Annotated in this window: 12 protein-coding genes; 5 read left to right on the forward strand and 7 right to left on the reverse strand. The window is 68.2% G+C overall.

Translation table 11 applies throughout. The annotated features are described in order from the left end of the window. Positions 1–192: 192 nt before the first annotated feature. Complete coding sequence (locus tag M8859_RS05190) at positions 193–1,308, forward strand: AMP-binding protein (RefSeq protein WP_249643932.1); 1,116 nt, start codon at positions 193–195, stop codon at positions 1,306–1,308. Here M8859_RS05190 and M8859_RS05195 read toward each other — a convergent pair. From M8859_RS05195 to M8859_RS05210, 4 genes are read right to left on the reverse strand one after another with little or no spacing between them, the layout of a single operon-like run. Beyond that, entirely contained in the window at positions 1,305–2,123 is an 819-nt protein-coding gene (locus tag M8859_RS05195) for an SDR family NAD(P)-dependent oxidoreductase (RefSeq protein ID WP_159925704.1), read from the reverse strand. The genes M8859_RS05190 and M8859_RS05195 overlap by 4 nt on opposite strands. 58 nt (positions 2,124–2,181) lie before the next feature. Then, positions 2,182–2,916, reverse strand: coding sequence for a glucose 1-dehydrogenase (locus M8859_RS05200; protein ID WP_159925706.1), 735 nt, complete (start codon positions 2,914–2,916; stop codon positions 2,182–2,184). Beyond that, positions 2,916–4,628: a 3-oxosteroid 1-dehydrogenase gene (gene kstD / locus M8859_RS05205; protein WP_249643933.1), complete on the reverse strand. Its 1,713-nt coding sequence runs from the start codon at positions 4,626–4,628 to the stop codon at positions 2,916–2,918. Before kstD ends, M8859_RS05200 begins: the two co-directional genes overlap by 1 nt. A gap of 13 nt (positions 4,629–4,641) precedes the next feature. Then, complete coding sequence (locus M8859_RS05210) at positions 4,642–5,379, reverse strand: glucose 1-dehydrogenase (protein WP_201295260.1); 738 nt, start codon at positions 5,377–5,379, stop codon at positions 4,642–4,644. Positions 5,380–5,616: 237 nt separating this feature from the next. On the opposite strand from M8859_RS05210, the gene M8859_RS05215 reads away from it, so the two are divergent. The 4 genes from M8859_RS05215 to M8859_RS05230 are packed head-to-tail and all read left to right on the forward strand — an operon-like array spanning position 5,617 to position 8,888. After that, positions 5,617–6,744: an LLM class flavin-dependent oxidoreductase gene (locus M8859_RS05215; RefSeq protein WP_159925712.1), complete on the forward strand. Its 1,128-nt coding sequence runs from the start codon at positions 5,617–5,619 to the stop codon at positions 6,742–6,744. Between the two features lie 31 nt (positions 6,745–6,775). Continuing rightward, entirely contained in the window at positions 6,776–7,534 is a 759-nt protein-coding gene (locus M8859_RS05220) for an SDR family NAD(P)-dependent oxidoreductase (protein WP_159925714.1), read from the forward strand. A gap of 18 nt (positions 7,535–7,552) precedes the next feature. Beyond that, the gene (gene lipP1, locus M8859_RS05225) at positions 7,553–8,500 is read left to right on the forward strand and encodes a LipP1 family hormone-sensitive lipase (RefSeq protein WP_195071940.1); all 948 of its coding nucleotides are present in this window, start codon (positions 7,553–7,555) and stop codon (positions 8,498–8,500) included. A gap of 34 nt (positions 8,501–8,534) precedes the next feature. Beyond that, on the forward strand, positions 8,535–8,888 hold the full coding sequence (locus tag M8859_RS05230) for a VOC family protein (protein ID WP_195071941.1): 354 nt from the start codon (positions 8,535–8,537) through the stop codon (positions 8,886–8,888). Positions 8,889–8,904: 16 nt separating this feature from the next. Here the strand turns inward: M8859_RS05230 and M8859_RS05235 are convergent, their stop codons facing one another. The 3 genes from M8859_RS05235 to M8859_RS05245 form a co-directional block, all read right to left on the reverse strand. Then, positions 8,905–10,476: a flavin-containing monooxygenase gene (locus M8859_RS05235; protein ID WP_249643934.1), complete on the reverse strand. Its 1,572-nt coding sequence runs from the start codon at positions 10,474–10,476 to the stop codon at positions 8,905–8,907. Between the two features lie 601 nt (positions 10,477–11,077). Then, the gene (locus M8859_RS05240; RefSeq protein WP_159925716.1) at positions 11,078–11,602 is read right to left on the reverse strand and encodes a hypothetical protein; all 525 of its coding nucleotides are present in this window, start codon (positions 11,600–11,602) and stop codon (positions 11,078–11,080) included. A gap of 145 nt (positions 11,603–11,747) precedes the next feature. Then, positions 11,748–12,380, reverse strand: coding sequence for a TetR/AcrR family transcriptional regulator (locus tag M8859_RS05245; RefSeq protein ID WP_159925718.1), 633 nt, complete (start codon positions 12,378–12,380; stop codon positions 11,748–11,750). Positions 12,381–12,435 lie beyond the last annotated feature (55 nt).

Raw genomic sequence — 12,435 nt, forward strand, 5'->3', positions numbered from 1 at the left:
GCCGTAGCCGTGGTCCCGCTGAGCAGGATGGACACCCGCGCCTGGCACCCGGGTGCGGCGATCCGCGTGAGGGGCCGAGCGGGCCGCAGGGAGGGAGGATTCCCGGTCAGCGGGATATTCGAGGCTGATCGCCACCGCTCGCCCAGCTGGTGCGCCACCATCGCCGCATGGATCGACGGCGCGAAGCGACCGGTGAGCTCGCGACGATCCCGGCGGTGTTGGCCGATCGGGCGCGGCGCGACGGCGCGCGCATCCGACATTCTGTTCACTTCCGGCACCACGGGTGCGCCGAAGGGTGTGCCCGCCACCCACCGGCAGACGATCGTGGCGTTCACCCGGTGGGCCGATGCCGTCACTCTCTGCGGCGACGACAGATATCTGCTGGTGAACCCGTTCTCCCACACCTTCGGCTACAAGGCGGGGGTCATCGCGTGCCTGCTGCGGGGCGCCACCATGGTGCCGGTGGGCCGCTTCGATCCGGAGCGGATCTGTGGCGTCATCGAGCGCGAGCGGATCACCGTGCTCACTGGTCCCCCTACGCTCTTCCACGATTTGCTCTCCGACGGCCGATCCATCACCCACGATCTGAGGTCACTGCGGCTGGCGGGTACGGGTGGTTCGAGCGTGCCGACCGGGCTGGTGGAACGCATCCGCCGTGATCTGGGCGTCGAAAAGGTCTTCACCGGCTACGGGCTGACCGAGTCGACCGGCATCGCGACGGTCTGCTCCCCCGATGCGCCGCCGAACCTGGTCGCGACAACGGTGGGAAGGGCCCTGCCGGGCGTGCGGGTGCGCGTCGTGGATGGATCCGGTCGGCCCGTGCCGGCCGGTGCGCCCGGCGAAGTCGTCGTTCGCGGTGCCAACGTCATGCACGGCTATCTCGATGATCCGCAGGCCACCATCGCGGCCGTGGATTCCGGCGGCTGGCTGCGCACCGGCGACATCGGCACCATGGACGCCGACGGCTACCTGCGCATCACCGACCGCCTCGCCGACATGTTCATCGTCGGTGGCTTCAACGCCTATCCCGCCGAGATCGAGCGAATCCTCCTCACACATCCGGCGATCCGTGCAGCGGCGGTGGTCGGCGTTCCCGATCCCCGGCTCGGCGAGGTGGGCTGCGCCTTCGTCGTCCGCACCGGTCCCGCGACCATCGCGGCGGCGGAGATCACCGGGTGGGCCCGCACGCGCATGGCCGGTTACAAGGTCCCGCGACGCATCGAGTTCGTGAAGTCCCTGCCCCGCGACGCCGGCGGAAAGGTTCTCAAACAGGTCCTTCGTGACCGCGCGGCGAGGCCGTTGTTCTAGGCGACTTCGTTCTTCATCTGAGCCGTGAGGATCTTCTGGTATCCGGCACCGAACAGCCTTGGCAGCCAGTCGATCACGCGCGCGTCCGTGCCGATCAAGATCTTCGCCTTGTTCTTGCGGATGCCGTCGACCATGACCCGCGCGGCGTGCTCGGGGGTGGTCTTGGCCAGGCGGTCGAAGTTGGCGGCCAAGGCGTCGCGATCACGATCGCCGCCCGCCCGCGCCTTCCAGGCGATCTCGGTCTTGATCATGCCGGGGTGCACGCTGCTGACGCCCACCGCGTGCCCGGCGATGTTCATCTCCTGCCGCAGCGCGTCGGTGAAAGCCCGGATCGCGAATTTCGTCGCGCTGTAGGCGCCCTGGCTGGGGCACGCGGCCAGGCCGAACATGCTCGACACGTTGGCGATGTGCCCGTCACCGGAGGCGATGACGTGGGGCAGGAACGCCTTGGTGCCGTGCGCGACGCCCCAGAAGTTGATGCCCACGATCCATTCGAAGTCCGCCCAGCTGAGTTCTTCCACGTTCGCGGTGAGCGAGACTCCGGCGTTGTTGACGACCAGGTTGACCCGGCCGAAGTCCTCGGCCACCTCGTCGGCGTGGCGGTAGACCGCGTCCCGGTCGGTCACGTCGAGTTCGTAGGCGCGGGCTTGCGCGCCCTCCGCCGCGCACAGCGCCGCGGTCTCGGCGACGTTGTCCGCGTGACGGCCCGAAAGCGCCAGACGGGCGCCGCGGCGGGCGAGCTCGACCGCCAATGCCCGGCCGATTCCGGCGCCCGCGCCGGTGATCACCGCGGTCCTGCCCTCGAAATTCTTCACGGGTTGATTCCTTGTCTCGATCGGCGGTCGGCCCGCCGGCTTGCCCTGCCGGGCGTTGTCACAGGGAGGTGTAGCCGCCGTCGGCCACGAATTCCGAGCCGGTGCTGAAGCTGGACTCGTCGCTGATCAGGAACAGCACCAGATTCGCCAGCTCTTCCGGGCGGCCGGGCCTGCGGATCGGCTGGTTGCCCGACATATCCTGCGAGCGCGCCGAATCGGCGGTCATCTCCGTGGCGACGACGCCGGGATGCACCGAGTTGACGCGAATGTCGTAGGCAGCGAACTCCTGCGCGGCGGTCTTGGTCATGCCGCGCACCGCCCACTTGGAGGCGGTGTAGCCGAGGATGCCGGAGAAGGCGATGATGCCGCCGATCGAGGAGATATTGACGATGGAGCCGCCTCCGGCCCGGCACATGGACCCCAGCACCGCCTTCATGCCGAGGAACACCCCGACCTGGTTGACGTCGATCACCTTGCGGAAGTCGGCTTCCGACAGCTTCTCGATCGGATCGACGTGCACGATGCCCGCGTTGTTGACCAGGCCCGAGACCGGCCCGAAGGCCTTTTCCGTATAGGCGACCACGTCGTTCCACGCCGCCTCGTCGGTGACGTCGAGCGGGAGGAAGGTCGCGGCGTCGCCGCCCAGCTCGGAAGCCAGCGCGGCACCTTCGTCCACCAGGACGTCGGTGATCACCACCGTGGCGCCTTCGGCAACCAGCCGCCGCGCGAAGGCCGCGCCCATCCCCCGGGCGCCGCCGGTCACGATGACGTTCCTGCCCTCGACCCGGCCCATCAGCCCTCTCCTTCAATGGATGTATCCGTCGACCGCGCGGTGCCGCCGGGCCGGCCGCCCGCGATGTGGTCGGCCGCGATGTAGCCGAAGACCATGGCGGGACCGATGGTCGCGCCCGCACCCGCGTAGTCGTTGCCCATCACCGAGGCCGAGTTGTTCCCCGCCGCGTACAGACGCGCGATCGGGCGATCGTCGGTGTCCAGGACGCGGGCGTGCTCGTCGGTGACCAAACCGCCCTTGGTGCCCAGGTCGCCCGGCACCATCTCGACCGCGTAGAAGGGACCCTGCTCGATCGGGGCGAGACAGGGATTGGGCCGCACGGTCGGGTCGCCGTAGTAGCGGTCGTAGGCGGAATCGCCACGCCGGAAGTCCTCGTCGCGACCTGCACGGGCGAAGCGGTTGAACCGCTGCACCGTCGCGGCCAGCGTCCCCGCGGGCACACCGATCTTCGTCGCGAGCTCGGCGAGGGTCCCGGCCTGGGAGATGATCCCCGCATCCAGGTACTTCCGGGGAAGAGGACGTTTGGGGAAGTTCCTCAGGAACAGATACCGGTCCCGGAAGCGCTGATCCATGATGAAATACGCCGGAATGTGCCCGCCGCCGTCCGCTTCCCGCTCGTACATCTTGTGCACCACGTTCACATACGGGGCCGACTCGTTGACGAATCGTTCACCGGCGTGGTTGACCATGATGCCGCCGGGCTGAGAACGCTCGGCCAGACAGAAGAACGGCGGACCGTCGGGATTGCGCACGGACGGGCCCCACCAGGCGTCGTCCATGAGATCGACCGCACCACCTACCTTCTGGCCCGCGACGATGCCCTCCCCGACATTCTCGGTGGCGCCGACAGTCCAGTCGGTGGACTGGGGACCGCTGATGTACTGCTTGCGCATCTCCAGGTTGTGCTCGAAGCCGCCGGCCGCCAGCACCACGCCGCGGCGCGCCTTGATCACCACCGGCCTCCCGTCGTGCTCGGCGCGCACGCCGACCACCGCATCACCCTCCGTGAGGAGTTCGGTCAGCGGCGTGTTCAGCCACACCGGCACCCCGGCGTCGCGCAGCGACAGCCACAGCCGGGCCGCGAGCGCCTTGCCGAGACTCAGCGGCAGCCGCCCCAGCAGCTTGTTGCGCACCGCCTGCGCACCGACCTTCATCGCGGTGCGCTTTCCTGCCCAGGTGCGGGCGATCATGTTCAGGTCGTGGAAGTCGCTGACGGTGAAAGCGATTCCTTTCGGGCCGGACATGGTCGGCTGGTTGATCTTGTGCAGATCGCCGCCGAGCAGCCGTCCGTCCAGCGGCGCGGGCTCGATGCTGCGTCCCTGGGCCGATCCACCGGGAAACTCCGGGTGATAATCGGAATAGCCACGGTCGTAGACGAATTCCCAATGCTTGCTCCGAGCGCCCAGGTAGCGCATCATCTCGGGCCCGCGATCGAGGAACGCCCGCTGCTTGGCCTCCGGAACCCGGTCGCCGACCACCGCTTTGAGATAGGTGCGGGCCAGCTCCGGACTGTCGGGCACCCCTTCGCGCCGCAGGACCGGGTTGTCGGGAATCCAGATACCGCCGCCCGAACGCGCGGTGGAACCGCCGAAGGATCGGCTCTTCTCGATCAGCGTCACCGACAGGCCGCGGTAGGCAGCGGTCAGGGCGGCGGTCATGCCCGCTGCGCCGGAACCGACGACCACCACGTCGAATTCGAATTCCTGAGTCATCGCGTCGCTTCCGTCAGTATCCGCAACCGGTGAGCATGCCGCCGTCGACGACGAATTCGCCTCCGGTGCAGTAGCTGGCCGCGTCCGAGGCCAGGAACACCGCCACACGGGAGACCTCGGCGGGCTGCCCCCAGCGCGGAATCGGCAAGCTCGCGAAGAAGTCGTCGCCGTCGACGCCCGATGCTCCGGACACCCCCGCGGTCATCGGCGTGGCGATGCCACCCGGGTGCAGCGAGTTGACCCGAATGCCCAAGTGGCCCAGCTCCCGGGCGGCCGACTTGGTGATGCCGCGGATCGCGAACTTGCTGGCGCTGTATGCCGAGAGACCGGCGGCGCCGACGAATCCTTCCACGGAGGAGACGTTCACAATCGCTCCACCTCCGGTCTCGGCCAGCACCGGCGCGGCGGTCTTGATGCCGAGCCAGGTGCCGGTGACATTGACCGCCATGATCGTGGTGAAGTCCGCCAGGCCCATCTCCACGATCGGGACGAAACGCAGGATGCCCGCGTTGTTCACCACCGCGTCGAGCCGCCCGTAATGGGTGACCGCTTCGGACACCGCGGCGGCCCAATCGGCCTCGCTGGTCACGTCGTGGTGCACGTATCGCGCGGCGGAGTCCAGCTCGGCGGCCAGCGCCGTTCCCTCGTGATCGAGCACGTCACCGAACACCACTCGCGCGCCCTCGGCGACGAACTGCCGCACGTGCTCGGCGCCCATACCGCGCGCCCCGCCGGTGACCAGCGCCACCATGCCGTCGAGTTGTCCCACCGATTCCCGTCCTCTCTGACCGTCATTCGCCACCGACGCTAGGACCGGGGAAAGCGCCCGGCACCGAACGGTCCCGGCCAGCGGGACTAGCTCCTGACCTGAGAGGTTCCGGCGGTCATATTTCGATTAGGCATACAGCTTCCGGCCGTCCCCCGCCGGGACGAGCCACCCCGACGAAACCGGATTTCGCCCGGATCGGGCGATCGACAAGGAGACCGGATGAAGTTCTCGATGATCTTCGAAGCCCAGATGGCCGACCCGTCGCGCGAGCACGAGCACCAAGTGCTGCGCGACTGTGTCGAGCAGGCGGTGCTCGCCGACCGGATGGGGTTCGACACCGTCTGGGCGGTCGAACACCACGGCCTGAAGTGGTACGCGCACATGAGCGCACCGGAGGTCTTCCTGACCTGGGTGGCCGCCAAGACCGAGCGGATCAGGATCGGCCACGGCGTGGTGTGCATGCCGTTCCACTTCAACCACCCGGTGCGGGCGGCCGAACGCGCCGCGATGCTCGACGTGTTGTCCGGTGGCCGCCTCGACCTCGGCGCGGGTCGCGGCGCGACGCCGGTCGAGACGTCGATGTGCGGTGTCGACCCCGAGCGCACCTACCAGGAGGTCGAGGAGTCGCTGCGGATGATCGGCAAGGCGTGGCAGGACCCGGAAGCAGAATTCGAGTACCACGGCGAGCTCTTGCAGGTTCCACCGCACTCACTGCTGCCGCGGCCGGAGCAGTTGCCGCATCCGCCGCTGTTCATGGCCTGCACCAAGAAGGACACCCTGAAGATGGCCGCCGACTACGGAATCGGCGCGCTCGTCCTCGGTTTCGCGGGCGTGGAGGAGATCGCGGATCTGCGGCGCACCTACGACGAGGCGATCGCCGTCCGCACCGGTGAGCGGTTCGTGTCCACCGTCGTGAACGATCACTTCGCGGCGCTGTGCCCGACCATCGTCCTCGACGACCGGGAGAGGGCCCAGCAGATCGGCGCGCGCGGGCAGCGCTTCTTCGCGCAGTCCATCAAGCACTACTACGGTGCGGGACCCGCCCCCGACGAGGCGGTCGATCCGAACGCGGACGAGGTCGCCGCCATCAAGCAGGCCGCCGACGACCATGTGGCCTACCTGCACGAGGCCAAGATCCCGGTGCGGACCGGCGCCACCTCGGTCTTCAATGTCGAACACGCCTACGGCAGCCCCGAGGACGCCATCGCCTATGTCGAGCGCCTGCAGGACGCGGGCGCCGACGAGATCCTCTGCCTCATCCAGATGGGCACCGTGCCGCAAGAGGCCTGCCTGGAGACCATCCGGCACTGGGGCGAGAAGGTCATCCCCCACTTCCGCAACCACTGATTCCCGCGCCGAAGACATCGAGGAGTTCGACATGGTCGATTTGAGCGGAAAAGTCGCTTTGATCACCGGGGCCGCCCGGGGACAGGGTGCTGCCGAAGCCCGGTTGTTCGTGGAACGCGGCGCCCGAGTGGTGATCACCGACGTATTGGAGGCCGAGGGCACGGAACTGTCCGAATTCCTCGGCGGCGCGGCGCGTTTCGTCCGGCACGACGTCAGCAGCGGTGACGACTGGAATGCCGCTGTGAGCGCGGCGATTTCGGCTTACGGCAAGCTGGACGTCCTGGTGAACAATGCCGCCGTCTACACCGCCGGGCCGCTCACGGAGACCTCGCCCGAGGAGCTCGAGCGGATCCTGCGCGTCAACCTGGTCGGCCCGTTCCGCGGCATCCACGCGACGGTCGGTCCGATGACGCGGGCAGGGGGTGGCTCGATCGTCAACATCTCCTCGCAGGCGGGCCTCGAGGGGCTGATGGGCCACTCCGCCTATGGTTCCTCGAAATGGGGACTGCGCGGCCTGACCAAGACCGCGGCGCTCGAGCTGGGCCCGGCCGGTATCCGGGTCAATTCGGTGCATCCGGGCCCGATCGCGACGCCGATGGTGCCGTATCTGACCACCGGGCCAGGCAGCTTTCCGGCGTTACCGCTGCAACGCACCGGCACGCCGGAGGAAGTCGCCGAATTGGTCGCGTTCCTGGCCTCGGACGCTTCGGCCTACATCACCGGCGCCGAAGTGACGATCGATGGCGGGCTGGCAGCGGGCAAGTTCCTGCCGCCGGATGCGCAGCGATAGCCGAAGGAGCGAAGCACGATGCCGCTGACACCCGAGGCGCGGGCGATCGTCGATGCCGCGAGCGCCGCGTTTCCCGAACTGGGCACCGCGGTGCTCGACGCCGCCGAGGCGCGCAGGCTACTCGCCGCTCGTCCAGCGCCCGTCCTCGAGCCGATCCCCGTCGCGCAGGTACGGCAGCGGCGGATTCCCGGCCCGCCGGGCGCACCCGAGGTCGGGGTCCGGATCTATCGGCCCGCAGCCGCGGCGGGGCGGGCGCCGATCGTGATCTTCTGTCACGGCGGTGGATTCGTGCTCTGCGGCCTCGACAGCCATGACCGGTTCTGCCGGGCCATTGCCGTCGGAGCGGGGGCGATCGTGGTGTCGGTGGACTATCGGCAGGCGCCCGAACACCGGTTTCCCGCCGCGGCCGAGGACGCCTACGCCGCGCTGTGCTGGGTCGCCGACCATGCCGAGTCGTTGGGTGGCGATCCCGCCCGCCTCGTCGTGGCCGGGGACAGCGCGGGCGGCAATCTCGCGGCCGTCATGGCGCTGATGACACGGGACCGGGGCGGTCCTCCGATCGCCCGGCAACTACTGCTCTACCCCATGCTCGACCCGGCGTGCGCCACCGACTCCTACCGCGAGAACGCCAGAGGCTACTTCACCACCGCCGCGCACCTGCGCTGGTACTGGAGCCAGTACCTGGGCTCGCACGACGGCGCCGACCCGTACGTCAACCCCCTCAGCGCCGAGGTGTCCGGACTTCCGCCGGCACACATCGTCACCGCCGAGTTCGATCCGTTACGCGACGAGGGCGAAGACTACGGGCGGCGGCTCGGGCAAGCCGGTGTCGCGGCCGAAGTCCACCGTTACGACGGCATGTTCCATGGCTTCATGAGCATGGCCGTCCACCTGCCCGAGGCGGTGCGGGCGAACACCGCCACATACGCGGCCATTCGCAGCGCACGCGCGGCGGGACATTGCTGAACCAACCTGCGCCTTCGACTGTTACGGAGCACCCATGACGATCCAGCGGCTCAGCCCCGCCTACCCCACCGACGACCTACCCGCCACCGTGGCACTGCTGAGCGCCGTCTTCGGCGCCGAGCCCACCGTCGTAGACGGCGACCGCTGGGCCCAGTTCGACTGCGATGGCGTCCGTGTCATGCTCGCGGGCACCGACCGCGACGACGACACCCCGTTCCTCGCGATCAAGGTAGACGACCTGGAATCCGCGTTGAACCGGGTGCGCGCCAACGGGTTCGCGGCGGGGCAGCCGGTCACCGGACCACACGAACGCCGCGCGGTCATACAGCCGACGCCCGGCTCTCCCTGGCACATCGCCCTGTACGAGCCCGTGGCATCAGGACATTGACCCGTCGAGCACACCCCTATTCGGTGCGGATCACCGCAGTCGGTTCCGGTTCGGAACGCTCCGGCACGGCTGGGGGTCGCCCGCGCTTCGCTCGTGGCGCAGGCTTGCGATCCGGCGTCGCCGGATCGAGGGAGACAGCGCGGAACGATTCGTCGGGCGGTCGCCGCAACGCGCGGTCATAGGCACGGGCCGAGGCAGGCCAGGGGTTGGTGACCCGCCCGCTGCTGTGCTTGTACCAGCTCTGCTCGACGGTGGGCCACACCGTCGTCGCGACGGCTCGTTCGATCCACTGCTGGTGCGCCCGCATCGCGGCGGCCCGGGCTTCGATAGCGGAAGCGCCGATCCGGTCCCGCCAGCGCAGGCACCGGATGATGTAGTCGATCTGGAGTTCCTTCATACCCGGGTTACTGCCTGCCGGGTTGAAGCTGTTCGGCCCGGCGATCAGGAAGGCATTCGGGAAGCCGGGAACCGCCACACCGAGCAGGGCTGTCGCGCCCGAGCTCCATTGGTCGTGCAGGAGCACTCCCCCACGTCCGCGCACGCTGATCGGGACCAGGAATTCCGGGGCGCGGAAGCCGGTTGCGTAGATGATCACGTCGGCCTGATGATGCGCGCCGTCGGCGGTGAGTAGTCCGTCGCGGGTGATCCGGGTGATGGGGGCGGTGATCAGGTCGACGTTCTCGCGTGTCAACGCCGTGTAATAGTGGCTGTCGAAAATTATGCGCTTGCCGCCGATGGGATAGCCGGGGGTGAGTTTCGCGCGCAGCCGCGGGTCGCTGATCCGGCTGTGCAGGTACCGCCGGGCAGCCCATTCGGCGGGCCGCGACGACCAGCCCCGGCGCATGATCGGTGTGAGCACGACGTCGGCACAGTAGTACAGGGCCCGGCGGTACAGGCCGTGGGCGCCCGGCAGCCGCAGCGCCGCTCGGGCGACCGGTCCGAAGCCGGAACTCGGTTTGGGCAGCACCCAGTGCGGCGTGCGCTGGAAGACGCGGACGTGACGCGCCGTCGCGGCCAGGGTCGGCAGCATCTGCGCCGCGCTCGAGCCGGTGCCGATCACGGCCACGTTCTTCCCACGCAAGTCCTGGTCGTGGTCCCATCGCGCGGAATGGAAGGACGGTCCGGCGAAATCGGCTCGACCGGGGAAATCCGGCACATTCGGCCGGTGCAACTGGCCCACGGCGAAGATCACCACATCGGCGAGCACGCGCTGCCCGCAGGAAGTGGTCAGTTCCCAGCGGCCCTCGGCTTCCAGGTAGGTCGCCTCCTCGATCGCGACACCCAGCTTCAGATGCGGGCCCAACCCGTGGTCGGCGGCAACCTGGCGCAGGTAGTCGAGAATCTCCCGTTGGCGCGGAAACCGGACGCGACAACTGCGATACGGGGCGAACGAGAACGAGTACAAGTGGGACGGCACATCGCAGGAGCACCCCGGATAGGTGTTGTCCCGCCAGACACCGCCGACGTCGCAACCCCGCTCGAAAATCACGAAATCGGTGATCCCGGCGCGTCGTAGCGCGACTCCCATCCCGATGCCACCGAAGCCCGCGCCGACGACGGCCACCTTGCAGTTCATCGCGTTCGCCAACCCTCCTCCTTCACGATCAGCAGATAGTCAACGTGCAGCTACCTCATCTCTTCGTTGGCTGGAGCAGTCTGGATGGCAAGATCATGAAGTCGCCTTCTTCGGCGCCAAGTGCGCCAGAAGCACGGAGCCGCATCGGGAAGCATGTGACATGATCAGCGGGACGATGCGCGGCGAACCGTTCATCACCGTCCGGGCGATTCCGGACACGGGGAAGCGGCCGGAGAGGCACGCATAACTCAGCACACTTCTAGCTAATTTCAGGTCCGAAATGTTCGGTTCCCCCCGCGGATTGTCAGCATCGAGGCAGCTACCGGCCGAGCCCAGGGGGCACATTGCCACCGAGCGCCTACAGGTTGCGCGTGGGTACGACTTCGTCGGGGCGCTGTTCGGCGGCACACCCGGGGTCGCCATATGGACAACTACTCGTTCCGGCCGACATCCGCACGCGTCGAAGCACTTCGGGGACAGGAGAAGTTGGACAGGGTGAGCCGCAAGGACTTCAGATGGCTCACGGGCTGATCGCTTCCGGCCCCCCACGATGACCATTCGCAGGGCGGCCCGAAGCAAAGCGGTTGCAGCGGCAGCGGGTTGCCGGTCGCTCTTATGCCGTCGTGCGGGCGGTCAGGTCGTCGAGCAGGATCATCACTTCGCCTTCCCGCTTCACTACCTGGGTGAGCCGGATCGTCAAAGCTATGAGGTCGGCGTCGTCCATCGGGTCGGCGAGTTCCCGTGTGAGAGGTCGCCACTCTCCGTTCGCGGCGATGTCCCCCAAGTCCAGCTCTCGCTCGTCCCGGCTCGCGCCGCGCAGCCGCGCGGACACCCGGATCGACGCGTGCGGCGAGCGCACCCACAGGCTCAAGGCTTCCAACCGTCCGGCGATCGAGAAGGACTGCCCCGGCCGAACGTCGAGCTCGACCTCGAGATCGTCGGTCGCCGACCGGATCAACAGCACGAGCGCGCGGTAGTCGGCGCCCGCGACGCCATCGGGGTACACCCCGGGCCTCTTGCCCGGCGCGCCCTCGGCGAACGTCGTCAGATGCGTCCGGTCCGCCCCCGCTGCCGCGACCTCCCACTTGTCCTTGTTCTCGAAGTCGTCCAGGAGCACCTCGACCGAAGCGTCCGACATCCCCGCCGTCCCTTCCTCCGCGTCTTCGCCGGACATTCTTCCGGCGCTGCCCGAACCCTACAAGTCGCCGAAAGCGGTTGTCGCGCCGGAACCGAGCATTCGCGCGCATCAGCACGACGGCGCGGGGGTCTCGCGCGCTCGGATGTCAGCCGGGCAGGACGTTGGGTCCGGCCACCACGGGCACCAGGTAGGTGCGAGCGAAATCGCCGAGTTGCCGGTCGGTTCGCAGTTCGGTGAGCCCGTGCGGGGCGAGGATCAGCGAGTGGACGATCCGGCACACGATTTCCGCACGGGTGGTCAAATCCGTAGCGGGCGGGAGTATTCCCCGCTCGACGGCGCGCTGGAGCGCGGTGTCGGTGGTATGGACGGACATCGCGAAGGGTCCCGCGCCGTCGACGGTGAGTTTCAAGACCACACGCGCGGGCTCCAGGGCCAGCATGCGGTCGACGAGCGGATTCGTGCGCCAGCGGGTGATGACGGTAACGAAGATGTCGGCGACGAGATCGCCGAGATCGTCGTGGCGATTGGGGATCTCGGCGATTTCGGCGAGTACCGCGGCGACCTCGCGACTGATCACGGCTTGCACCAGGTCGTCGCGGCCTCCGACGTGGCGATAGACGGTTACCCGGTCGACGCCTGCCTTCCTGGCCACTTCCTCGATCGTTGTTTTCTTGACACCGACCTGCTCGAACAGGACCAAGGCCGCGTCCAGAATCCGGGTGACGAGGTCACTGGCAGCGTTTTCGCTGTTCGCAGGGCTCTTCGACGCGGTGGGCATAGGCCAACGCTAGCAAAGCCGATCCTTTCTGCAACATTCGAGCCTAGTTGTTGCT

The organism is Nocardia sputi (assembly GCF_023501985.1).

Coding starts and splice junctions, on each gene's coding strand:
- M8859_RS05200 (WP_159925706.1), bottom strand. CDS start 2,916: ATGGGCCGGGTCGAGGGCAGGAACGTCATCGTGACCGGCGGCGCCCGG.
- M8859_RS05220 (WP_159925714.1), top strand. CDS start 6,776: ATGGTCGATTTGAGCGGAAAAGTCGCTTTGATCACCGGGGCCGCCCGG.
- M8859_RS05240 (WP_159925716.1), bottom strand. CDS start 11,602: ATGTCGGACGCTTCGGTCGAGGTGCTCCTGGACGACTTCGAGAACAAG.
- M8859_RS05245 (WP_159925718.1), bottom strand. CDS start 12,380: ATGCCCACCGCGTCGAAGAGCCCTGCGAACAGCGAAAACGCTGCCAGT.
- lipP1 (WP_195071940.1), top strand. CDS start 7,553: ATGCCGCTGACACCCGAGGCGCGGGCGATCGTCGATGCCGCGAGCGCC.
- M8859_RS05210 (WP_201295260.1), bottom strand. CDS start 5,379: ATGGTGGCGCTGGTCACCGGCGGGGCGCGCGGTATGGGCGCCGAGCAC.
- kstD (WP_249643933.1), bottom strand. CDS start 4,628: ATGACTCAGGAATTCGAATTCGACGTGGTGGTCGTCGGTTCCGGCGCA.
- M8859_RS05215 (WP_159925712.1), top strand. CDS start 5,617: ATGAAGTTCTCGATGATCTTCGAAGCCCAGATGGCCGACCCGTCGCGC.
- M8859_RS05230 (WP_195071941.1), top strand. CDS start 8,535: ATGACGATCCAGCGGCTCAGCCCCGCCTACCCCACCGACGACCTACCC.